Origin of the sequence: Pseudomonas panipatensis (assembly GCF_900099785.1) — a bacterium.
Lineage (GTDB): Bacteria > Pseudomonadota > Gammaproteobacteria > Pseudomonadales > Pseudomonadaceae > Pseudomonas > Pseudomonas panipatensis.
On record NZ_FNDS01000001.1, the window covers coordinates 56,416 to 77,162 of the forward strand.

The 20,747-nt window shown below is 67.6% G+C and carries 19 protein-coding genes; 11 read left to right on the plus strand and 8 right to left on the minus strand.

The features are described from left to right. Positions 1–76 precede the first annotated feature (76 nt). Positions 77–619, plus strand: a complete 543-nt coding sequence (locus tag BLQ74_RS00265) for a flavin reductase family protein (protein ID WP_090259624.1) — start codon at positions 77–79, stop codon at positions 617–619. Between the two features lie 110 nt (positions 620–729). Here BLQ74_RS00265 and BLQ74_RS00270 read toward each other — a convergent pair whose 3' ends face one another. The 3 genes from BLQ74_RS00270 to BLQ74_RS00280 all read right to left on the minus strand — a co-directional run bounded on the left by BLQ74_RS00270 (position 730) and on the right by BLQ74_RS00280 (position 2,197). Beyond that, positions 730–1,251, minus strand: coding sequence for a hypothetical protein (locus BLQ74_RS00270; protein ID WP_090259627.1), 522 nt, complete (start codon positions 1,249–1,251; stop codon positions 730–732). 338 nt (positions 1,252–1,589) lie between these two features. Next, positions 1,590–1,883 (minus strand): hypothetical protein, encoded by a 294-nt coding sequence (locus BLQ74_RS00275; RefSeq protein WP_090259629.1) that lies wholly within the window; start codon positions 1,881–1,883, stop codon positions 1,590–1,592. Between the two features lie 104 nt (positions 1,884–1,987). Next, a complete protein-coding gene (locus tag BLQ74_RS00280) occupies positions 1,988–2,197 on the minus strand; it encodes a cold-shock protein (RefSeq protein ID WP_090259631.1) in 210 nt (69 codons plus the stop codon). A 359-nt stretch (positions 2,198–2,556) separates the two neighbouring features. Here BLQ74_RS00280 and BLQ74_RS00285 point away from each other — a divergent pair, with 359 nt between their 5' ends. Then, positions 2,557–2,802, plus strand: coding sequence for a hypothetical protein (locus BLQ74_RS00285; protein ID WP_090259633.1), 246 nt, complete (start codon positions 2,557–2,559; stop codon positions 2,800–2,802). 96 nt (positions 2,803–2,898) lie between these two features. Here BLQ74_RS00285 and ppnN read toward each other — a convergent pair whose 3' ends face one another. Continuing rightward, positions 2,899–4,284, minus strand: a complete 1,386-nt coding sequence (ppnN, locus tag BLQ74_RS00290; RefSeq protein ID WP_090259635.1) for a nucleotide 5'-monophosphate nucleosidase PpnN — start codon at positions 4,282–4,284, stop codon at positions 2,899–2,901. A gap of 504 nt (positions 4,285–4,788) precedes the next feature. Here ppnN and BLQ74_RS00295 point away from each other — a divergent pair. Next, on the plus strand, positions 4,789–5,718 hold the full coding sequence (locus BLQ74_RS00295) for a LysR family transcriptional regulator (RefSeq protein WP_090259637.1): 930 nt from the start codon (positions 4,789–4,791) through the stop codon (positions 5,716–5,718). Here the strand turns inward: BLQ74_RS00295 and BLQ74_RS00300 are convergent. Both BLQ74_RS00300 and BLQ74_RS00305 read right to left on the minus strand, forming a co-directional pair. After that, a complete protein-coding gene (locus BLQ74_RS00300; protein ID WP_244507124.1) occupies positions 5,709–6,155 on the minus strand; it encodes a GlcG/HbpS family heme-binding protein in 447 nt (148 codons plus the stop codon). The two genes, BLQ74_RS00295 and BLQ74_RS00300, sit on opposite strands and share 10 nt — an antisense overlap. A gap of 2 nt (positions 6,156–6,157) precedes the next feature. Beyond that, on the minus strand, positions 6,158–7,501 hold the full coding sequence (locus BLQ74_RS00305; protein ID WP_090259641.1) for a metal-dependent hydrolase family protein: 1,344 nt from the start codon (positions 7,499–7,501) through the stop codon (positions 6,158–6,160). Positions 7,502–7,778: 277 nt separating this feature from the next. Here BLQ74_RS00305 and BLQ74_RS00310 point away from each other — a divergent pair, with 277 nt between their 5' ends. Continuing rightward, the gene (locus BLQ74_RS00310) at positions 7,779–8,159 is read left to right on the plus strand and encodes a nuclear transport factor 2 family protein (RefSeq protein WP_090259643.1); all 381 of its coding nucleotides are present in this window, start codon (positions 7,779–7,781) and stop codon (positions 8,157–8,159) included. Between the two features lie 292 nt (positions 8,160–8,451). Here BLQ74_RS00310 and BLQ74_RS00315 read toward each other — a convergent pair whose 3' ends face one another. Both BLQ74_RS00315 and BLQ74_RS00320 read right to left on the minus strand, forming a co-directional pair. After that, entirely contained in the window at positions 8,452–9,609 is a 1,158-nt protein-coding gene (locus BLQ74_RS00315; protein WP_090259646.1) for an alpha/beta hydrolase family protein, read from the minus strand. A 202-nt stretch (positions 9,610–9,811) separates the two neighbouring features. Then, positions 9,812–10,762: a LysR family transcriptional regulator gene (locus BLQ74_RS00320; protein ID WP_090259648.1), complete on the minus strand. Its 951-nt coding sequence runs from the start codon at positions 10,760–10,762 to the stop codon at positions 9,812–9,814. 284 nt (positions 10,763–11,046) lie between these two features. On the opposite strand from BLQ74_RS00320, the gene BLQ74_RS00325 reads away from it, so the two are divergent. From BLQ74_RS00325 to BLQ74_RS00355, 7 genes are all read left to right on the plus strand, one after another. Then, entirely contained in the window at positions 11,047–11,988 is a 942-nt protein-coding gene (locus tag BLQ74_RS00325) for a VOC family protein (protein ID WP_090259650.1), read from the plus strand. A gap of 3 nt (positions 11,989–11,991) precedes the next feature. Further along, positions 11,992–12,342 carry a Rieske (2Fe-2S) protein gene (locus BLQ74_RS00330; RefSeq protein ID WP_090259652.1) on the plus strand — a complete coding sequence of 117 codons (351 nt, stop codon included), beginning with the start codon at positions 11,992–11,994 and terminating at the stop codon, positions 12,340–12,342. 152 nt (positions 12,343–12,494) lie between these two features. Beyond that, on the plus strand, positions 12,495–13,619 hold the full coding sequence (locus tag BLQ74_RS00335) for an FAD-dependent oxidoreductase (protein WP_090259654.1): 1,125 nt from the start codon (positions 12,495–12,497) through the stop codon (positions 13,617–13,619). A gap of 130 nt (positions 13,620–13,749) precedes the next feature. Next, positions 13,750–15,432 carry a DUF1302 domain-containing protein gene (locus BLQ74_RS00340; RefSeq protein ID WP_090259656.1) on the plus strand — a complete coding sequence of 561 codons (1,683 nt, stop codon included), beginning with the start codon at positions 13,750–13,752 and terminating at the stop codon, positions 15,430–15,432. A gap of 14 nt (positions 15,433–15,446) precedes the next feature. Beyond that, entirely contained in the window at positions 15,447–16,814 is a 1,368-nt protein-coding gene (locus BLQ74_RS00345) for a DUF1329 domain-containing protein (protein ID WP_090259658.1), read from the plus strand. A 279-nt stretch (positions 16,815–17,093) separates the two neighbouring features. After that, positions 17,094–18,149, plus strand: coding sequence for a WD40/YVTN/BNR-like repeat-containing protein (locus BLQ74_RS00350; RefSeq protein WP_090259660.1), 1,056 nt, complete (start codon positions 17,094–17,096; stop codon positions 18,147–18,149). A gap of 3 nt (positions 18,150–18,152) precedes the next feature. Then, positions 18,153–20,627 (plus strand): efflux RND transporter permease subunit, encoded by a 2,475-nt coding sequence (locus BLQ74_RS00355; protein ID WP_090259662.1) that lies wholly within the window; start codon positions 18,153–18,155, stop codon positions 20,625–20,627. Positions 20,628–20,747: the final 120 nt, after the last annotated feature.

The following is a 20,747-nucleotide window of genomic DNA, read 5'->3' on the forward strand; positions in this document are numbered from 1 at the left end:
ACCATCGCTGCTCGGTTGATGCACCCGGGGCCGAGCGCTACCCAGGGTGGGCGAATTCAGAGGGGAGCGTCTGGCGATGAAGAAGCTGGAACTCGGCAAGGCATTCACGCTATTGGAGTCGGGGCCGGTTGTCCTGGTGACGACCCACGATGGCGTGAAGGACAACCTGATGACCATTTCCTGGACCATGGTGATGGACTTCACGCCGCGGTTCGCGATAACCACCGGCGCCTGGAACCATTCATACGCCGCGCTGCGCCAGTACAAGGAGTGCGTCATCGCCATTGCCACCGTGGACCTGATCGACCAGGTGGTCGGTATCGGCACCTGCTCCGGCGCCGATACCGACAAGTTCGCGACATTCGGCCTGACGGCGGTGAGGGGGAAGCAGGTCAGGGCGCCCTTGATCAAGGAGTGCCTGGCGAATATCGAATGCAAGGTGGTGGATATCGTCGAGCGGCACAATATCGTCGTGCTCGAAGGCGTGGCCGCCTACCTCGATCGTTCGCGGGCCGAGCGACGCACCCTGCATGCGGTGGGCGATGGCACCTTCATCGTCGACGGTGAAATCCTCGATCGACGGGAGATGATGCGCGCCAAACTGCCGCCGGGGGTCTAGCACGCCGCGGTAGGGCGCTGGCATGCAGCCGGGGGCGTTGGCGAGCATCGCGTCTCGCCACGCTCCCGGACAAGTCGTCGCCAGAGCGCCCCGCCGAGGCGGAAGCGCTGTCAGGGCTTGGGCGCGGGCTTCTGCTCCTGCTGCTGTTGCAGGTACTGCTGGTGCCACATCATGTGGTTCATCATGTTCTGCTGCATGCCCATGTACTGATCCATCATGTACTGGCGTTCCTTCAGTTGTTCCGGGGTGAGCTTCGAGTAGTAGCCGCCCATGTGTCCCCAGCCCATCATCGGCCCACCCATCATGCCGCCACCCTTGCCGTAGGCGCCGCCGCCCATCATCCCCGGCCCCCACATGCCGCGCATGCTGCCCATGGTCGCCTGCATGGCGTCCCAGTGTTCCTGTAACAGCTTCTGCCGCTCCTGCGGGTCCTTGGTGGCTTGCAGGCGTTCCATCTGCGCCTGCATCGTCTTCATGTTCTCCAGGGCCTGGGCCATCTGCTTGTCGAATTCCGCGGGGTTCGGCGCGGTCGCCGCAGCGGCCTCCTTTTCCTCGGTCGCTGCCTGTGTCAGCACGGGAACAGGGGCCACGGCCAGCGCGAGCATGGCGGCGCACAGCAGTTTGCGATTCATGGTTGGCTTCCTTCTGCAGAATGTGGGGTCGAAAGGCCATGGATTGCCCCCTCGGTATCGCGTCCAGGGACGATCCGTGCTCAGCATGCAGCACTGTGGCGGGAAGACTTTGATTCAACACAAGGCGCGCAGGAATAGGCGGCGTTGCGCGCCGGGGGCGGGGCGCTGGCGGACGGCGAGGCGAAGCGGATTGCAGCCCGGAGCAGGCGGCGTCGAGCAGGTTGCGCGGGTGGCGGGGGGAGGTGCAGCGAAGGGGTGCAGCAGTACGGGCCGGAGCTCTAGTGTAGGGCTGCGTTACCCAAGGGCTCCGGAACCGACCGCTACAAAAACATGCCTCCTCAGCGGGAGGTCTTGAACCCGTAGCGGTCTTTGCCGCGCAAGGTTTCCTTGCTCTTCAGCGCATCCTCGATATCGCGGATGCTACGCGGATCGTCCGTGGCCTCGACTTCGACGAGCAAGGTGCTCATCAGTACATCGTCCATCGCGGACGAGAAGCCGTGGAAAGTGGAGGATCGGCGGGATTCCCAGATCAGGACGCCATCATTGGCCAGGCCTCCGCGGAGGACGGCGAGGATGTGTGTGACACCCGTGAGGTCGACCGTAGCGATCTGATCGAAGTTGATTCTGTTCATTGCACTCTCCTGTGCCAGGCCCGGCGTCGCTAGGTTCGTGAGAACAGAAACGGCTGGACTTGACGGAGAAAAGCCCCGCTAGGCGGGGCTTTCGGGACCGGCTGTCAGATCACTTGGACCTGGTCAGCCTGCAGGCCTTTCTGGCCTTTTACCACGATGAAGCTGACCGCTTGGCCTTCGCTGAGGCTCTTGAAGCCGGTGCTTTCGATCGCGCGGAAGTGCACGAATACATCAGCGCCGGATTCCGGGGTGATGAAGCCGAAGCCTTTTTCATCGTTGAACCATTTAACGGTGCCGGTTTGACGAGTAGTCATAATTTATCTCCAGGGATATCTGTATATATTTGAATGAAACAGTGGAGCTGAGAGGCGAAATATTTAGAGAGAAACCGAGGAGATGAAATTACTACAAGCATCAGTTCAGAATCGCGGTAAAGGCGCTACACAGCGAAAATCAGCATACAGGGTTTCTGTAGGAAAGCTATTTTATTTTCTTGCGATGCCGCCCGGGGACGACGGGAAATGCCCTGGAAGGCTAGAGCCGCAAGGCCTGACCTCCCGTCGAAAATAAGTAAAAAACACGCGAAAACTATTCGGAAATACCACCCATCGGTAATAAGGGGGTGCAGATTGAATACGCGCATACTCAATTTTATTTATAACCCGAGGCTCGTATGAGACAGCGCGCGTTTTCCAACCATATTGCCTGGAGTGCGGCGCAGTTGAGGGGCAGCAGGGCGCTGGCCTATGTCGCCATCCGAAGTACCGACCCTGGCGCCGAGGTCATTTACCACCAAGTCTTCATCAAGAAATTCTTCGCCAGCGTGGATGAGGCCTATTCGGCAGCGGACGAGGCGGTGAGCCGGATCATCACCATCGACGCGCGGAACCAGCCGATCTTCAGTTTCTCCGACCACTGAGCCCGCCTCGGCAGCCGCCCACCGGCGCGGGCGGGTCTGCGCCGCCAGTGCCGGCGTCGCAGCGGGGCCGCGCCGGCCCCCGCTGCGACGCTCGCCTCAGGCCATGGCTGCCGTCGCGACCCGATAGCAGGGCGCGTAGGCCGCGCCGCCCGGCAGCTTCATGCGGTGTTGCTGGACGAAGGCCTGCAACAGCTCGTCCAGCGGTCCCATCACTGCGCTGTCCCCGTGGATCTCATAGGGGCCGTGCTGCTCGATCAGGCGCACGCCTTTCTCCTTGACGTTACCGGCGACGATGCCGGAGAAGGCGCGGCGCAGGTTGGCCGCCAGCTCGTGGGGCGGCAGCGCGCGGCTGAGCTTGAGGCCGGCCATGTTGTCGTGGGTCGGGTCGAAGGGCCGCTGGAAACCCTCGTCGATCTTCAGCAGCCAGTTGAAGTGGAAGGCGTCGTTGCGCTCGCGGCGGAACTGCTTGACCTCCTTCAGCCCCTGGGCCATCAGCCGTGCCACCTCGGCCGGATCGTTGATGATGATCTGGTAGCGGCGCTGGGCCGCTTCGCCGAGGGTCGCGCCGACGAATTCGTGCAGTTGCTGCAGGTAGGGCGTGGCGCTCTTCGGTCCGGTCAGCACCACCGGGAAGGGCAGCCCCTGGTTGTCCGGGTGCATGAGGATGCCGAGCAGGTAGAGGAACTCCTCGGCGGTGCCGACCCCGCCGGGGAAGATGATGATGCCGTGGCCGACGCGGACGAAGGCCTCCAGGCGCTTTTCGATGTCCGGCAGGATCACCAGTTCGTTGACGATCGGGTTGGGCGCCTCGGCGGCGATGATCCCCGGCTCGGTGAGGCCCAGGTAGCGGCCGCCATGCATGCGCTGTTTGGCATGGCCGATGGTGGCGCCCTTCATCGGTCCCTTCATCACGCCCGGACCGCAACCGGTGCAGACGTCCAGGCTGCGCAGGCCCAGCTCGTGGCCGACGCGCTTGGTGTACTTGTACTCCTCGGTGCTGATCGAGTGGCCGCCCCAGCAGACGACGATTTTCGGCTCGACGCCGGGGCGCAGCGTGCGCGCGTTGCGCAGCAGGTGGAAGACGTAGTCGGTGATGCCCTGGGAGGTACTCAGGTCGATGCGCTGGTTATCCAGTTCATTGGCGGTATAGACGATGTCGCGCAGGGCGCTGAAGAGCATTTCGCGGGTGCTGGCGATCATTTCGCCGTCGACGAAGGCGTCGGCCGGCGCGTTCAGCAGTTCCAGGCGCACGCCACGGTCCTGCTGGTGGATGCGTACCTCGAAGTCGCGGTAGGCGTCGAGGATGGTCTTGGCGTTGTCGATCCGCGCGCCGGTATTGAGGATCGCCAGGGCGCACTGGCGGAAGAGTTCGTAGACGCTGCCCGAGCCCGCCGCACTGAGCTGGTGGACTTCGCGTTGGGAGAGGGTTTCCAGGCTGCCTTTGGGGCTTACCGAGGCATTGATCACATGTCGTGTGGGCATACTGCTTCCCTGAGTTCGATGCCGGCGCGGCGGGTCGTGGCCCGGCGCGTCGGCAGGGTGAACATCGGCGGCATCGCGCCGATGATTGCGGAGCCAGTGTGGCGCCCGGGTGTGTCGGTATCGCGAACGGATTTCAGCGACGGGCCGCTGCCAGCCTCCATCTGCCTGCGGGTCCGGCGCGGAGGCGTAAAACGCCAGGCGCTCACTGGCAGTTTAGACAGCTTCCGGCGAGCTAATCGCCTGCTTTGGCTGACTTTTTTCCTCGGCGGTGGTTTTTCGCGGGCAGTAGCCCGCCCGCGCGGCGGCTGTTCGGCTGTCCTGGCGCGCTTGCCGATGCCAGGTATCGCGCCGGGCGATACCTCATAGCGGCGGATGCGATTGGCCCGGATCGCCGTGGGCGACTAAGTTGCCGGCACGACAGGAAACCGCCACCGGATACCCCGCCATGCCCTCGCCCTGCCTGTTCCCAGCCGTTCGCGGCGGCCCTCGCGCGGAGCTGAGCCAATGCGCTACCGACGTCTCGACCTGAACCTGCTGGTGGCGCTCGACGCGCTGCTGGAGGAGTGCAATGTCAGTCGCGCGGCCGAGCGCCTGCACCTCGGCCAGTCGGCGACCAGCGCGGCGCTAGCGCGGCTGCGCGAACACTTCAACGATCCCTTGCTGGTGCCGCTGGGACGGCGCCTGGAGCCCTCGGCGCTGGCCCGCGCGCTGGCGCCCAAGGTCCGCGAGGCGCTGGCGCTGACCGGGGAGATCGTCGATGCCGCGGTGCGCTTCGAGCCGGCGCGCTGCGAGCGGCGTTTCACCCTGGTGGCGTCGGACTATGTCGCCGCGGTGCTGCTGCCGGCGGTCAGCCGCGAGCTGGCGCGGCAGGCGCCGGGGGTGAGCCTGAGCCTGCGCGAGCTGCCCCTGCCGCGCGATGGCGATGTGGTCAGCGAGGCCCTGGAGTACCGCCGTTGCGACGCGGTGATCGTGCCGCAGCGCCGCCTCAATCCACGTTATCCCCAGGCACCGCTGCTGGCCGACGAGCTGTGCTGCATCGTCTGCGCCGAGCGCAGTCCCTACGTCGATGGCCTGAGCCTGGCCGACTATTGCGCGGCCGAGCATGTGCTGCGCGAGTTCGCCGATGGCCAGAACCTCGGCATGGACGCCTTGCACCTGAAGGAGCTGGGCATCGAGCGACGGGTCGGCGTGGCGGTGCAGAGCTTTTCGCTGATGGCCGAATTCGTCTGCGGCACGGCGCGCATCGCCACCCTGTTCCGGCGCCAGGCCGAGGCGCTGGCGCGGCGTTATCCGCTGCGCCTGCTGCCGGCGCCGCTGGCCTTTCCGGCGGCGCTGCAGGTGTTGCAGTGGCACCCGCAGCAGGACCTCGATCCGGCCCTGGCCTGGCTGCGCCAGGTGCTGGCGCAGCAGGCGGCGGCGCTGGGTCAGGCCTGAGCGTCGCCGCAGTCGCCGTGCAGGCCGAGTTCGGCGATGGCCAGCAGGGCGCAGCGTTCGTCGTTGTCCGAGGTGTCGCCGCTGACGCCGATGGCGCCGAGCAGGCCGCCCTCGGCATCGCGCAGCAGCACGCCGCCGGCCACCGGGATCACCTCGCCGCCGCTGAGGCTGTTGATCGCATCGAAGAACGCCGGCATGGCCTGGGCGCGCCGCGCCAGTTCGCGGCCGCCGAAGCCCATGCCGAGGCAGCCGCGGGCCTTGCCGGTGGCGATCTGCGGGCGCAGGAAACTGGCGTGCTCGTCGCGCAGTACCGCCAGCGGGTGGCCGGCGGCGTCGAGCACGGCGCAGGCCATGGGCCGCAGGCCGAGCTGGCGGGCATGGCGCAGGGCGGCGCCGGCCAGGCGCGCGGCGCTTTCGACGTCGAGGCTGAGGTACATGTTCACAGGCTCCATTTGCCGAGTTCGGCGACGCGCTCGCGGGTGTAGAGGTCGGTCCATTTCAGCGAGTTGAAGTCCGACACCTGCTTCGGGTTGTAGCGGGTGCGTTCCTGGCGCACCGGCTTGCCGGCCTTGTACACGGCCTGGATGCGCGAGCGGTCCTGGAGCAGGCGGATGTCCTCCAGCGGCGAGCCGTCGAGTACCAGGAAATCGGCCTGCTTGCCCACCTCCAGGGTGCCCAGGCTCTCGCCGCGCGGCATGCAGCGCGCGCCCACGTTGGTGGCGGCGTATAGCGCCTCGGCGGGGCTGAAGCCGAGGCGCTCGACCAGCAGCTCCAGCTCGCGCGCATGCCATTCACCGTAGGGCGTGACGGCGAAGCCGCTGTCGCTGCCGCAGGCGAAGGGGATGCCGGCGGCCTTGGCGCGCTTGAGCACCGGCGTGCCCAGTTCCAGGGTGCGTGCACAGTAGCCGGCGTAGCCGGTGGCGATGGCCGGATCGTGGGGCTGGCAGAAGTCCACGGTGTTCTGCGGGAAGGTCATGGTCGGCGCGAGGATGCTGCCGGCCTGCAGCAGCGCCTCGATGCAGGCGTCGTCCATGTAGAAGGCGTGGAAGACCAGGTCGACCCCGGCCTTGGCCGCGTACATCACCGCTTCGCGACCATAGGCATGGGTCGCCACCTTGCAGCCCAGGCGGTGGGCTTCCTCGACCATCTCGCGGGTTTCGTCGAGGGTGAAGGCGGCGATGATGTCGCCGTTGGGCCGGCGCTGGGTGCCGTCCATGGCGATCTTGATCAGGTCGACGCCGTCCTTGGCCTGGGTGCGGATTTCCGCCAGGGCTTCGGCGCGGCTGGTGACCAGCCGCGCGGTGAAGTACTCCGGCGCGCCGACGCGGCTCGGGAACCAGTCGTTGAGGCTCTGCCGGTTGGTGATCACGCGGCTGCTGGCGGCGATCCGCGGGCCCTCGAAGAGCCCGGCATTGACCGCGTTGCGCACGGCGATGCTGAGCTGGCCGCTGTCGCCGGGGCAGACCATCGAGGTGACCCCGGCGGCGAGCACGTGCTGGGCGAAGAACAGCCCGCGCAGGGCGCGGAATTCGTCGCTGGTCCAGATATCGATGTCTTCCTCGCTCTGCGCGTTGCCGAAGGCGAGGTGGGTGTGCACGTCGATCAGTCCGGGCATGACGAACTCGGCGCGCAGCTCCTGGTCGCCCGGCTGCGGGCGCGGTGCCTGGTGGCGGGGGCCAAGGTGGCGGATCAGGCCGTTCTCGACGATCAGGGTCTGGTCGGCGCGGGCCTCCAGGCCGGTGGCGTCGAACAGGTTCTGGCAGTGCAGGTGCAAGGCGCTCATGGGCGGTCGTTCCGGTTGGGGAAGGTCGGCGGCAGGCTAGGGCGGCCGCATCGCCGGCGACCAGCAGATGCTGTCGATGGCTGCCCATCGATGCCGTCGATAGCTGCGCCAGGCCGCGCGCAGCCTGGGCTGCGCAGTGCCCGGCGGGGGCGGCGGGCAGGCATCGGGGTTATCGATGGCTGGCATGGCGAATGACGATTTTTCCGCGCCGCGGTCGCCGGCCTAGGGTGCCGGCGCCGTCCCCCGACGGTTCACCCACCGATTCAGGAGAACCCCCATGAACACCGCCCACGACGAACTGCTGGCCCTGGAAAGCGAACGCCAACGCGCCCTGGTCGAGGAGGACCACGCGCGCATCGCCGCGATCTTCGCCGACGACCTGCTCTACGTACACACCACTGGCCTGGTGCAGGACAAGGTGCAGTACCTGGATTACGCGCGCAACGCCGTGCGCTACCTGGCGGTGGAGCGCGGCGAACTCAGGCTGCGCTTCTTCGGCGACGACCTGGCGCTGATGAGCGGGCCGCAATGCAACCTGTTGCAGAAGCGCGCCGGCGGCGACCCGGTGCGCGCCGAGGGCTTCGCCACCCAGCTCTGGGTGCGCGGCGCCGAGGGCTGGCGCATCGCCTCCTTCCACGGCACCCGCTCGCCGGCCTGAGCCGGTCGATGGGTATCGCTGCGCTCAACGCCATCCTACGCACGGCGCTGCGATTGGTCCGTAGGATGGGTTGAGCGCGCAGCGCGATACCCATGCGTTGGCGCGGTTGGTCGATGGGTATCGCTGCGCTCAACATCATCCTACGCACGGCGCTGCGATTGGTCCGTAGGATGGGTTGAGCGCGCAGCGCGATACCCATGCGTTGGCGTGCCGCTGAATGAAAAAAAACGGCAGCGCGGGGAAGCGCTGCCGCAGGGGAGCGGAGCAGTGTCGCGAGCGCCGACGCGGGGGCTCAGGCGGTGTGTCCGCCGAGGGTTTCGGCGACCCAGTCGGCGATGTAGTGGCCGGCGTTGATGCTGTTGTCGAAGCTGGAGTGCTGCACGCCGCCTTCGCGCTCGGTGAAGATCTTCAGCTCGCGTTTCGGGCTGTTGACCAGTTGTTCGTAGGTGCGCTGCGCCCACTTCAGCGGGATCTGCGAGTCCTTCTCGCCGTGGGTGACGAGGAAGGGCACCTTGATCCGATCGAGCACGCCGTCGAGGTGGACGTTCTCGGCGATGGTCATGAATTCGTCCATGTCCTTGGCGCCCCACACCCAGCGCACATGCGCCCAGTAGTGCGGCACCGGGAAGTTGCCTTCCTTCTCCAGGCGGCGTTTCTGCACGTCGCGCCAGTCATGGTTGGCGCCCCACACCACGCCGCAGGCGAAGCGCGGCTCGAAGGCCACCGCGCGCGGGCAGTAGTAGCCGCCGAGGGACACGCCTTCCAGGCCGATGCGCCGGGCGTCGATGTCGCTGCGGCGTTCCAGGTAGTCGACCACGCGGCTGGCCCAGTGCTCGCTGTCGTAGCGCGCGGTCAGGCCGTGCAGGCGCAGCGCCTCGCCGGTGCCGGGCTGGTCGATGATCAGCGAGGCGATGCCGCGCTTGGCCAGCCAGGCCGGCAGGCCGACGCGGTATTTCATTTCCTTGGTCGAGTCCAGGCCGTTGACCTGCACCAGGATCGGCGCTGGGCCGTCGACGCCCTCGGCGCGCACGTAGAGGCCGGCGAGGTGCTTGCCTTCGTAGGGGATTTCCACGCGCTCGCAGTTCTCCCGCGACAGGTCGAGGCCGCGGGCGAAGGTATCGAGGAAGCGCTGGTACAGCGCCTCGCGTCCCGGCGCGCCGTGGGCCTGCAGGCGCTCGCAGGTGAGGTAGTAGGTGGCGGCGCGGTTGTACTTCTCGCCGGCCGAGAGCAGGCGCCCGGCGGCTTCGTCTTCGCCGGCCAGGTCGCAGAGTTTGTCGGCCATCTTCGACCAGGTTTCGCGGAACGCCTGGGTGCCGGCGGCGTCGGGCTGCCGGGCGGCCTCCTGCAGCGGGGCGCACATTGCTTCGATCTCGCCCAGGCGGGCGCCCATCTCGATGGCGAGGTCCACCGAGAGGTTCCAGACGTAATTGGTGGGGAAGTAACGGAACATGTTCTTGTTGTCCTTTTCCAGTCATGAGTCCGGCGCCCAGGGAGGAACGGACAGGCACGCAGGGCGCGGTTCGCCGGCACGTTACGCAGCGGCGGGGCGGCTTGGCCAATCGTGAGTGGGGATGCGAGGTATCGCGAAACGCGATGGCGCGGCGGGCTTGTGCCGCCCGGCGAGCTGGCCGGGCGGGGCGCCGGGCGCGGGGTCAGCCGACCTGGCGCAGCGGCGCCGGCTGCTGTTCCGGCTGCTGGTCGAGGCTGTGGATGATGCCGCCGATGCGTTCGCGCAGCCAGCGGTGCATGGGGTCGCCGTCCATGCTGCGGTGCCAGTGCATGAACTCGCGCATCGCCGGGATCTTCACCGGTGTCGGCAGGATGCGCAGCGGCAGGTACTGCGCGTACAGCTCGGCCAGGCGGCGGTGCATGGTGGCGATGCGCTGGGTGCCGACCAGCAATTGCGGCAGGGTGTTGAAGTCGTTGGTGATCACTTCCAGGCGGCGGTTGAAGCCGTACTGGCTCATGAACCAGTCCTCGATGCTCAGGTGGCGGTTACGCCCGAAGCCGACCGAGATGTGGCCCATCTGCATGTACTGCTCCAGCGTCAGGCTGTCGCCCACCTGTGGGTTGTCCTGCCAGACCACGCAGACGTGCTGTTCCTCGAACAGCAGTTGCGAGGGATGGCCTTCCTGCAGGTAGCGCTCGGGCACGATCATCAGGTCGATCTCGCCACGGGTCAGCAGTTCGCTGGTGTTGTCGCCGGGGCTGAGCATTTCGAAGGTGATGCTCGGCGCCTGCTGGTGGATCTGCTGGATGACCCGGGCGAAGAGCACGCTGATCAGGTAGTCGGAGGCCACCAGGCGGAAGTGGCGCTTGCTGCTGGTCGGGTCGAACACCGGCTTGGCGGTGATCGAGGAGCGGATGGTCAGCAGCACTTCGCGCACCGGCGTGGCCAGTTCCAGGGCGTAGGGCGTGGGCTGCATCTTGCGGCCGACCTGCACCAGCAGTTCGTCCTCGAAGAAGCTGCGCAGGCGGCCGAGCACCCCGCTGGTGGCCGATTGGGTCATGTGCAGGCGTTCGGCGGCGCGGGTGATGTTCTGCTCTTCGAGCAGGACATCCAGCGCCACCAGGAGGTTGAGATCCAGGTGGTGGAAGCGCATGGCGATGGCTCTCGGTTCTTGTAGTTATTTTCGCGATACCTTCCCGCCGCCTTTCCGCTACGTCAATAGCCGCCCGCGCTCTGTGGGCGGTGAACGCCCATGGCGCTGGCTCCGCGCCCAGGTATCGCGATTGCCGATGCCTCGCATCCCCACTCGCGATTGGTCAGCCCGCCGCGCCAGCCATCACTCTGCGCCCCAGTCGAGCGGCCAGCGTGCCGCGGCGACGCCACCACCGGCCGCCCCCTGCCCGGCGCCGAATCATAATTTCAATGGAGTGGTTAGCCATGAACATCATTGGCCTTGACGCCCTGGTCTTCGGCGTCGATGACATCCAGGCGTGTGCCGAATGCCTGCGGGACTACGGCCTCGCCGCCGTGCAACTGGACGCCGACGGCGGGCGCTTCGAAGCCCTCGACGGCACCGCCATCGTCATCCGCCGCGGCGACGATCCGCGCCTGCCGGCGGCCATCGGCGCGACCCCGTCGCTGCGCGAAACCCTCTACGGCGTGGCCAGCGCCGCCGACCTCGACGCCATCGCCGACGAGCTGGGGCGCGACCGCGAGGTGCGCCGCGATGCCGACGGCGTGCTGCACTGCGTCGACGACCTCGGCTTCGCCATCGCCTTCCAGGTCAGTTGCCGGCGTCCGTTCACGGCCCCGGCCGACCTGACCAACGCACCGGGCAGCGCGCCGCAGCGGCCGCTCAATCAACTGGGCATCAGCCTGGACATGCCGGCCGTGCCGCGCACCCTGTCGCACGTGGTGTATTTCGTCCCCGACGCGGCCAAGGGCGAGGCCTTCTACCGCGACCGCCTGGGCTTCGTCACCACCGACACCTTCACCGGCGTCGGGCCCTTCATGCGCTCGGCGGGGATGGATGACCACCACTGCCTGTTCATGATCCAGACCCCGCCGCACATGCAGGGTTGCGAGCACTTCACCTTCCACATGGGCAGCGGCACCGAGGTGCTGCTCGCCGGGCGGCGCTTCGAGCAGCGCGGCTGGACCAGCTTCTGGGGCCCCGGCCGACACCTGCTCGGTTCCAACTGGTTCTGGTACTTCAACAGCCCGCTGGGCTGCCACATCGAGTACGACGCCGACATGGACAAGCACGACGACCACTGGGCCGCGCGCCAGGCGCCGATGTCGGCGGACAACTCGCAGTTGTTCCTCTTCACCTCGCGGGACAAGTGGGCGCCGGGCGGCCCGCCGCCGCAGCAGGGCTGAGCCATGGTCGAGTGCCTGGACCTGTGCCGGCTCGACGAACTGGCCGAAGGGCAGGCGCGCGGCTTCGATCCCGGCGGCATCGGCCGCGACACGCTGTTCGCCGTGCGCTGCGCCGCCGGGGTGCGGGTCTACCGCAATCGCTGCCCGCACCTGGACGTGCGCCTGGAGTACCGCAAGGACCGCTTCCTCTCCGCCGATGGCCAGCGCATCCGCTGCTACGCCCATGGCGCGGAGTTTCTCCCGGACAGCGGCCTGTGCGTCTACGGGCCCTGCCTGGGCGAGTCGCTGCGGGCGCTGGAGCATCGCATCGAGGACGGCTGGCTGCGCCTGCCGCTGGCGCAACTGGCCGGTTGAACGGAGGAGGGCAGGTATCGCGTTTGGCGATAGATCGCATCCGAGGACGCGATTAGTCAAATCCCTGCGATGCCGAGAAGCTGTGCCCACCCCACGGATTCGCCGCCCCCCCCGGGCGCGGCAGACAACAAGAACAAAACGTGAGAGACGCCATGAATGCTGTGAGCAACGTGCTGATCGTCGGCGGTGGAATCGGTGGCTTGTGCGCCGCCATCGCCCTGCGCCGCAAGGGGATCGAAGTCGACCTGGTCGAGCTGAAGACGGAATGGACCGTCTACGGCGTCGGCATCATCCAGCAGAGCAACGTGGTGCGCGAGATGGCCCATCTCGGCCTGCTCGATGCCTACCTGGGCGCCGCCTATGCCTTCGAGGACGTGGCCATCTACACCACCGAGGGCGTGCCGCTGGCGCGCATTCCCGGCCAGCGCCTGGCCGGTCCCGAGTATCCGGCCAACGTCGGCATTTCCCGCCGCGCCCTGCACAAGGTCCTCAGCGAAACCGCCATCGCCCTCGGCGTGGGCGTGCGCCTGGGCCTGTCGGTGGAACGCCTGGAGCAGGACGCCAGCGGCGTGGCGGTGCTGTTCACCGATGGCAGCCGTGGGCGCTACGGCCTGGTGGTCGGCGCCGACGGCCTGTTCTCCAAGGTCCGCGGCCTGCTCTTCGGCGACAAGTACCAGCCGCGTTTCACCGGCCAGTCGGTATGGCGCTACAACTTCCCGCGCGCGGCGCAGATCGACCACCTGGCCAACTACCAGGGGCCGTCCGGCAACGCCGGGCTGGTGCCGCTGGCCGACGACCTCATGTACCTCTTCACCACCTCCTACGAGCCGGGCAATCCGTGGATGGACGAGGCGAGCCTGGCCGCCGAGTTGCGCCAGCGCCTGGCCGGCTTCGGCGGGCTGATCGGCGAACTGCGCGAGCAGATCACCGATAGCACGCAGGTGGTCTACAAGCCGCTGGAGGCGGTGTTCGTCGATGAGCCCTGGTATCGCGGCCGCGTTCTGCTGATCGGCGATGCCGCCCATGCCACCACCCCGCACCTGGGCCAGGGCGCCGGCATGGCCATCGAGGACGCCGTGGTGCTCAGCGAGGAGCTGACCGCCGGCGGCAGCCTCGACGAACAACTGCGGCGCTTCATGGCGCGGCGTTTCGAGCGCTGCAAGTTCATCAGCGACAGCTCGCTGCTGGCCGGTGAAAAGGAAATCCAGCGCGCCCATGACTTCGACCGTATCGGCCTGGTCAAGCGAATGCTCGAAGTCACCGCGCAACCCATCTGAACCGCCGGGCGGCAGCCGCTGGCTGTCGCCCGCCGCCCCGACGCTGCGGGGCGGCACGGCGCGCCTTGCCTGTCCGCGCCGTGGCGACACGCAATGACCGATGGATAAAAACAATAAAGAGGGTAAATCGATGGCTACTCGCAAGCGTGCACACCCACGCCATGTCCTGGGTTCGGCGCGGCATCCCCTGGCCCTGGCCCTGGCGGCCCTGGTCAGCGGCATGCCCCTGGCCCAGGCGTTCGAGTTCGACACGGGCAATCCCGACCTGCGCGTGCGTTGGGACAACACCCTGAAGTACAGCGCCGCCTGGCGTACCGAAGGGCAGAGCAGCAAGCTGACCGAGGGGCAGACCGCGCTGAACCTGGACGACGGCGACCGCAACTTCAACAAGGGGCTGATCTCCAACCGCGTCGACCTGCTCTCCGAGATGGACCTCAACTACCAGAACGTCGGCGCCCGCGTCAGCGGCGCGGCCTGGTACGACGACGTCTACAACCGTGGCACCGACAACAACGATCCGAGCCGGGCCAACAGCTACTCGGTGAACTACGATGAGTTCACCGACGACACCCGCACCCTGCACGGGCGCAAGGGCGAGCTGCTCGACGCCTTCGTCTTCGGCAAGGGCGAACTCGGCGACATGCCGCTGTCCGGGCGTCTCGGCCAGTACGCCATGCAGTGGGGCGAGAGCCTGTTCTACGGCATGAACGGCATCGCCGGCGGCATGGCGCCGATCGACGTGGTCAAGGGCCTGTCGGTGCCCAACACCCAGTTCAAGGAACTGATCCGACCGGTCAAGCAGGTCTCCGGCCAACTGCAACTGACGCCCGACGTGTCCGTCGGCGCCTACTACCAGTTCGAGTGGGAGGCCAACCGCCTGCCGGCCGCCGGCAGCTACTTCTCCACCGACGACTTCTTCGGCGAGGGCAACGAGCGCATGTTCATCGGCGCGCCGCTGTTCCCCGGTGCGCAGCCGCTGGCCTTCTACCACGGGCAGGACAAGGACGCGAAGGACTCGGGGCAGGGCGGCGTGCAGCTGCGCTGGCGCACCGAGACGGTGGACTGGGGCGTCTACGCGATCCGTTTCCACGACAAGAACCCGCAACTGAACGTGCGCCCGGACTTCGCCAACCTCAACCCGTTCACCGGCAAGGCCGGCGAGTACTACTGGGTCTACCCGGAAGGCATCGAGGCCCTGGGCGGCAGCTTCTCCACCACCCTGGGCAACGTCAACGTCGCCGGCGAAGTGTCCACCCGCTGGAACCAGCCGCTGGCCTCCACCAACCAGCGCACCCTGGCCGTGGGCGAGTCGATCGACAACAGCAACGACCCGCTCTACGCCACCGGCCGCACCCTGCACGCCAACTTCTCCTGGCTGGCCAGCCTGGAGCCGAACGTCCTCGCCGCCGAAACCAGCTTCCTCGGCGAGATCGCCTGGAACCGGGTGATGAGCGTGAGCAAGAACGCCGATGCGCTGGACCCCAACGCCGACCGCGACGCCACCAGCCTGCGCCTGGTCTACGAGCCGATGTACCGGCAGATCTACCCCGGTCTCGACCTCTCGGTGCCGATCGGCGCGAGCTACACCAACGGCGCCTCCGAAGCGCTGGGCACCGGCTTCGGCGCGGACCACGGCGGCGACCTCAACATCGGCCTCAAGGGCAACTACCTGAACGCCTGGAGCCTGGGCCTGACGTACACCCACTACTACGGCCCGGAGAGCACCTTCCTCGACGCCAACAACAACTACTCCTTCGAACAGTCGCTGAAAGACCGCGACTTCATCGCCTTCACCGTCAGCCGCACGTTCTGACCGAGGACCCTCCGATGAAAACCCACAAGACCTTCGTTTCCCTGCTCACTGCCCTGAGCGCCTCGCTGCTGTTCGCCCACAGCGCCATGGGCGCCGTGTCCGCCGACGAAGCGGCCAAGCTGAAGACCAGCCTGACGCCGCTGGGCGCCGAGCGCGCCGGCAACGCCGACGGCAGCATCCCGGCCTGGACCGGCGGCTACATCCAGGCCGACCCGGCCTACAAGGACGGCGGCAAGCGCAGCGACCCCTACGCCAGCGACAAGCCGCTGTACACCATCACCGCGCAGAACATGGCGCAGTACGCCGACAAGCTCACCCCCGGCATCCAGGCGATGCTCAAGAAGTACCCCGACAGCTACCGCCTGGAGGTCTATCCGACCCACCGCAGCGCCGCCGCGCCGCAGTCGGTGTACGACGCCACCTTCGCCAACGCCACCAGCGGCAAGCTGGTCGACGGCCCGGCCGGGCCCATGCCCGAGAGCGCCGCCGGCGGCATCCCGTTCCCGATCCCGCAGAGCGGCGTCGAGGCCATCTGGAACCACCTGCTGCGCTGGCGCGGAGCCTCCTGGCACGCCAGCTTCACCCAGTACCTGACCACCTCCGACGGCAAGCACGTGCTGACCAACGACTCGCGCGCCGACCTGCAGATGCCCTGGTACCTGCCCGGCGGCGGCGCCGAGAAGGGCGTGTTCTGGTCGATCCGCATGATCAACGACGGCCCGCCGCTGCGCGCTGGCGAGGCCATCACCGGGCTGGAGAACCTCAACGCCGACAAGGCCTCGGTCTGGACCTACCTGCCCGGCCAGCGCCGTGTGCGCCGCCTGCCCAACGCCTGCTGCGATACGCCGACGCCGGCCACCGCCGGGGTCATGAGCTTCGACGAGCTGTACGTATTCAACGGCCGCGTCGATCGCTTCGACTGGAAGCTGGTGGGCAAGAAGGAGATGGTCATCCCCTACAACGCCAACAAGGTCTTCACCGCCGCCGGCCCCGAGGACCTGTTCGACGCCCACCACATGAAGTCCGACGCCATCCGCTGGGAGAAACACCGCGTCTGGGTGGTGGAAGCGACCCTGAAGAACGGCCAGCGCCACGTGATGCCCAAGAGCACCTACTACCTCGACGAGGACACCTGGGCCGCCGTGCTCGGCGAGCGCTACGACGCCCGCGGCCAACTGGCCAAGGTGCTCTGGACCTCGCCGGTGGTGCTGCCCGACCTGCCCGGCGTGGTGACCCTGACCAACGGCTTCTACGACCTGCTCTCCGGGGCCTGGTTCGCCGGCGACCTGTTCGCCGGCAAGAACGAGCAGTACCGCATCGTGCCGCCCTACAAGGACTCGGTGTTCACCGCCGACGCCATGGCGGGCGAGGGTGTGCGCTGAGGGGCGCTTCGTAGGATGGGTTGAGCGAAGCGAAACCCATGCTGCACGAGCCCAGCGGGAGTCCGACGCGGAGGCTGATGCCGACCGCATGGGTTTCGCGGCTCAACCCATCCTACGGGTGCCGCATGGTTGTGGCCTGGGCTTCGTAGGATGGCGTTGAGCGCAGCGATACCCATCACCTTGGCAGCCGGGCGACCGCATGGGTTTCGCGGGCTCAACCCATCCTACGGACTCGCGAACCTCGCTGTACCGATTACAAGAAAACAAAGGTTGCGTGCGATGAAAAAGATGCTTTCCGGCCTGCTGCTGGCGGCCTGCTGCGCGGTGCCGCCGGCCCGGGCGGCTGCCGTGGATGTCCTGGCGCAGCCCGCCGTGCTTGGTCCGCAGGCGCTGCAGGCGGTGCTGCTGGACGTGACCCGTGCCGGTGATCGCCTGGTGGCGGTGGGCGAGCGCGGCGTGGTGTTGCTCTCCGACGACGACGGCCGGCACTGGCGCCAGGCGCCGAGCCCGGTGAGCGTCACCCTGACCGCCGTGCAGTTCGCCGACGCCCGCCACGGCTGGGCCCTGGGCCATGCCGGGGCGGTGCTGCACAGCGAGGACGGTGGCGAGCACTGGGGCCTGCAACTGGACGGCAAGCGCGCCGCCGCGCTGGAACTGCAGGCCGCGGAAGCGGCGGGGGAGGCCGGCCGTATCGCCGCCGCCCAGCGCCTGGTTGCCGATGGCGCCGACAAGCCCTTTCTCGCGCTCAGCTTCGCCGACGCCAATCATGGCCTGATCGCCGGCGCCTACGGACTGGCGCTAACCACCGAGGACGGCGGGCGCAGCTGGCATTCCTGGATGGGTCGCCTGCCCAATCCGCGCGGCCTGCATCTATATGCCCTGACCCGGCAAGGCGACGATCTCTACGTTGCCGGCGAGCAGGGCCTGCTGCTGCGCTCGCGTGATGCCGGCGGCCACTTCGAGGCGCTGCAAGGCCCCTATGAAGGCAGTTACTTCGCCGCCGCCGTGCTACCTGACGGCCGCCTGCTGGTGGGTGGCCTGCGCGGCAAGCTGTTTGCCTCGGCCGACCAGGGCGCGAGCTTCCAGGCCCTGGCCAACCCGATCCCGGCCTCGCTCAACGGCATCCGTGTCGCCGGCCACCAACTGCTGCTGGTGAACCAGGCGGGAATGCTCCTGCGCAGTGGCCTGCAAGACTTCGCCGCGCAACCGCTGGCGGTCTCCGACGGCCTGCCGCTGAGCGCCGCGACCGAGGCCGCCGATGGCGCCCTGGTGGCCGTCGGCATGGCCGGCGCTCGCCGCCTGGCCTCCACCTCTTCATCCACCAAGGCGGACTGAGCCATGCATGCCCCGACTTCCTCCGCGCCGTCCAGCGGCCGCCTCGCCGACTTCGATAGCGCCTCCGGCTCGCTGCTCGAACGCGCCCTGTTCAACCATCGCGGCCTGGTCCTGCTTTTGTGCCTGGCGACGACCCTGCTGCTCGGCTGGCAGGCCACGCGCCTGAGCCTCAACGCCAGCTTCGAGAAGATGATCCCCAAGGAGCATCCGTTCATCGTCAACTACCTGGCGCACCGCCAGGAGCTGGCCGGGCTGGGCAACGCCGTGCGCATCGACGTGGCCAACCCCGCCGGGGGCATCTACGACCAGCACTACCTGCAAACCCTGCAGCGCCTCAACGACGAGGTCTACCTGCTGCCCGGCGTCGACCGTGCGGCGATGAAGTCGCTGTGGACGCCGTCGACGCGCTGGACCGGGGTCACCGAGGAAGGCCTGGAAGGCGGCCCGGTGATTCCCGACGGCTACGACGGCTCGGCGGCGAGCCTGGAGGCACTCAAGCGCAACGTCGAGCGCTCTAACGAGATCGGCCAACTGGTGGCCTTCGACCAGCGTTCGAGCATCGTTTACGTGCCCTTGCTGGAGAAGACCCCGGACGGCCAGGCGCTTGACTACAGCGCCTTCGCCCGGCAGCTCGAAGCGCTGCGCGGCAAGTACCAGGCCGACGGCGTGGAGATCCACATCACCGGCTTCGCCAAGGTGGTCGGCGACCTGATCGACGGCCTGCACCAGGTCCTGTCGTTCTTCGCCGCTGCCATCGCCATCACCGCCGTGGTGCTCTACGGCTATACCCGCTGCGCACGCAGCACCCTGCTGGTGATGAGCTGCTCGCTGGTGGCGGTGGTCTGGCAACTCGGCCTGCTGCCGCTGCTCGGCTACCAGCTCGATCCCTATTCGGTGCTGGTGCCCTTCCTGGTGTTCGCCATCGGCATGAGCCACGGCGCGCAAAAGATGAACGGCATCATGCAGGACATCGGCCGCGGCACCCACCGCCTGGTCGCCGCGCGCTTCACCTTCCGCCGCCTGTTCCTCGCCGGCCTCACCGCGCTGCTGTGCGACGCGGTCGGTTTCGCCGTGCTGATGATCATCAAGATCCAGGTGATCCAGGACCTGGCGATGATCGCCAGCATCGGCGTGGCGGTGCTGATCGTCACCAACCTGATCCTGCTGCCGATCCTGCTCTCCTATGTCGGCGTCAGTCCTTCAGCGGCCAGGCGCAGCCTGAAGAGCGAGGCGGCGGTCGAGGCCGGCGGCGAGAAGCACGCGCTGTGGCGCTTCCTCGATCTGTTCACGCAACGGCGTTGGGCGAGCGCCTGCGTGGCGGCGGCGCTGCTGTTGGCCATCGGCGGCTACGCCAGCAGCCTGCAACTGAAGATCGGCGACCTCGATGCCGGCGCCCCCGAACTGCGCCCGGACTCGCGCTACAACCGCGACAACGCCTTCCTCACCCAGCACTACGGGGCTAGCAGCGATGTCTTCGCGGTGATGGTCAAGACCCCGGCCGGCGGCTGCTCCAGCTATGACACCCTGAAGCGCGTCGACGACCTCGAATGGCAACTGCGCGGCCTGCCCGGCGTGGACTCGAGCAACTCGCTGGCGCTGCTCAACCGCCGCGTGCTGGTCGGCCTCTCCGAAGGCAACCCGAAGTGGTACGAGCTGCTGAACAACCAGGCCAGCCTGAACATGATCACCGCCGGCGCGCCGCGTGGCCTGTACAACGACGACTGCAGCCTGCTCACGCTCTATGCCTTCCTCACCGACCACAAGGCCGACACCCTGAGCCGCGTGGTCGAGCGCGTGCAGGCCTTCGCCCGCGACAACGACAGCGAGCAGGCGCGCTTCCTCCTCGCCGCCGGCAGCGCCGGCATCGAGGCGGCCACCAATATCGTCGTCAAGCAGGCCAGCCACGACATGCTCTGGTGGGTCTACGGCGCGGTCATCCTGCTCTGCCTGGTGACCTTCCGTTCCTGGCGCGCGGTGCTCTGCGCGGTGCTGCCGCTGATGCTCACCTCGATCCTCTGCGAGGCGCTGATGGTCGTCCTCGGCATCGGCGTCAAGGTCGCCACCCTGCCGGTGATCGCCCTCGGCGTGGGCATTGGCGTGGACTACGCGCTCTACGTCATGAGTATCGTCCTGGCCCAGTTGCGCCAGGGCGCCAGCCTCTCCGAAGCCTATTACCGGGCGCTGTTGTTCACCGGCAAGGTGGTGATGCTGACCGGCATGACCCTGGCCATCGGCGTCGGCACCTGGATCTTCTCGCCGATCAAGTTCCAGGCCGACATGGGCGTGCTGCTGGCCTTCATGTTCGTCTGGAACATGGTCGGCGCCCTGGTCCTGCTGCCGGCCCTGGCCTACTTCCTGTTGCCGCGCCAGGCGCAGCCGGCCGCCACCCCGGCGAGCGGCGAGCCGGCGCACTGCACGGCGGAAATCCATCACAGCGACGAGTGCTGCGGCGAGCGCAGGGTCGTGCCGCTGGCCTGAGACTCCGCCGCCGCGACGGCAGAACAAGAACAACGATGAGGAACCCGAGCATGCCTTGCCTGACCCGACTGCTGCTGTGCCTGCGCCATGAACTGCCCGCCGGCCTGGCCTGTTACGCCA

Coding starts and splice junctions, on each gene's coding strand:
- BLQ74_RS00265 (WP_090259624.1), top strand. CDS start 77: ATGAAGAAGCTGGAACTCGGCAAGGCATTCACGCTATTGGAGTCGGGG.
- BLQ74_RS00270 (WP_090259627.1), bottom strand. CDS start 1,251: ATGAATCGCAAACTGCTGTGCGCCGCCATGCTCGCGCTGGCCGTGGCC.
- BLQ74_RS00275 (WP_090259629.1), bottom strand. CDS start 1,883: ATGAACAGAATCAACTTCGATCAGATCGCTACGGTCGACCTCACGGGT.
- BLQ74_RS00280 (WP_090259631.1), bottom strand. CDS start 2,197: ATGACTACTCGTCAAACCGGCACCGTTAAATGGTTCAACGATGAAAAA.
- BLQ74_RS00285 (WP_090259633.1), top strand. CDS start 2,557: ATGAGACAGCGCGCGTTTTCCAACCATATTGCCTGGAGTGCGGCGCAG.
- ppnN (WP_090259635.1), bottom strand. CDS start 4,284: ATGCCCACACGACATGTGATCAATGCCTCGGTAAGCCCCAAAGGCAGC.
- BLQ74_RS00295 (WP_090259637.1), top strand. CDS start 4,789: ATGCGCTACCGACGTCTCGACCTGAACCTGCTGGTGGCGCTCGACGCG.
- BLQ74_RS00300 (WP_244507124.1), bottom strand. CDS start 6,155: ATGTACCTCAGCCTCGACGTCGAAAGCGCCGCGCGCCTGGCCGGCGCC.
- BLQ74_RS00305 (WP_090259641.1), bottom strand. CDS start 7,501: ATGAGCGCCTTGCACCTGCACTGCCAGAACCTGTTCGACGCCACCGGC.
- BLQ74_RS00310 (WP_090259643.1), top strand. CDS start 7,779: ATGAACACCGCCCACGACGAACTGCTGGCCCTGGAAAGCGAACGCCAA.
- BLQ74_RS00315 (WP_090259646.1), bottom strand. CDS start 9,609: ATGTTCCGTTACTTCCCCACCAATTACGTCTGGAACCTCTCGGTGGAC.
- BLQ74_RS00320 (WP_090259648.1), bottom strand. CDS start 10,762: ATGCGCTTCCACCACCTGGATCTCAACCTCCTGGTGGCGCTGGATGTC.
- BLQ74_RS00325 (WP_090259650.1), top strand. CDS start 11,047: ATGAACATCATTGGCCTTGACGCCCTGGTCTTCGGCGTCGATGACATC.
- BLQ74_RS00330 (WP_090259652.1), top strand. CDS start 11,992: ATGGTCGAGTGCCTGGACCTGTGCCGGCTCGACGAACTGGCCGAAGGG.
- BLQ74_RS00335 (WP_090259654.1), top strand. CDS start 12,495: ATGAATGCTGTGAGCAACGTGCTGATCGTCGGCGGTGGAATCGGTGGC.
- BLQ74_RS00340 (WP_090259656.1), top strand. CDS start 13,750: ATGGCTACTCGCAAGCGTGCACACCCACGCCATGTCCTGGGTTCGGCG.
- BLQ74_RS00345 (WP_090259658.1), top strand. CDS start 15,447: ATGAAAACCCACAAGACCTTCGTTTCCCTGCTCACTGCCCTGAGCGCC.
- BLQ74_RS00350 (WP_090259660.1), top strand. CDS start 17,094: ATGAAAAAGATGCTTTCCGGCCTGCTGCTGGCGGCCTGCTGCGCGGTG.
- BLQ74_RS00355 (WP_090259662.1), top strand. CDS start 18,153: ATGCATGCCCCGACTTCCTCCGCGCCGTCCAGCGGCCGCCTCGCCGAC.